General features: G+C 75.9%; 1 protein-coding gene. It reads left to right on the top strand.

What is annotated here, in order from left to right; all coding sequences use genetic code 11:
- Positions 1 to 528, top strand: a 528-nt coding sequence (locus AC1DUE_RS20140; protein ID WP_477041183.1) for a hypothetical protein, incomplete at both ends; no start/stop codon positions are given.

The raw sequence follows: 528 nt of genomic DNA, 5'->3' as shown, positions 1-528 counted from the left end.
ATCCGGCTGATCTGGCCCACGGGCTCCTTGGCGACGGCCCCGGGCGCGAGCGCGGGCGCGCTGCCGCCGATCGTCTCCGGAACCGTCACCGCACCCGCAGCCCCCCAGGTACGCGCCCTCGTGCCGTGGTTCGGCGACGAACCCGCCGCCTGGCTCGATCTCGTACGCGGCGAGACCGACGCGGAGATCGGCGGCAGGCCGCAGCGGGTCGAGGCACGGCTCGCCGCCCGCCGCCCCGCCGCCGTGCGCGGCGCACTCACCGCGAAGGCTCCGAAGGGCATCAAGGTGTCCGTCCCCGGTCGGACGACGGTGCCGCGCGGGTCCCGTACCGACGTCCCGGTGGAGATCACGGTCCCGGCGAACACGCCGTSCGGCGAGTACGAGGTGCCCTTCAGGTTCGGTGGCGAGGAGAGCACCCTCACCGTCCGGGCCTACCCGCGCACCGCCGGCCCCGATCTCGTCCGTACCGCCACCGCCTCCTCGTCCGGCGACGAGACCCCGGACTTCCCGGCCGCGGCCGCCTCGGAC

The organism is Cellulomonas sp. P4_A2 (genome assembly GCF_056402515.1).
The sequence above is the reverse complement of the archived record's forward strand: the minus strand, read 5'-3'. Positions and strand labels throughout refer to the sequence as shown.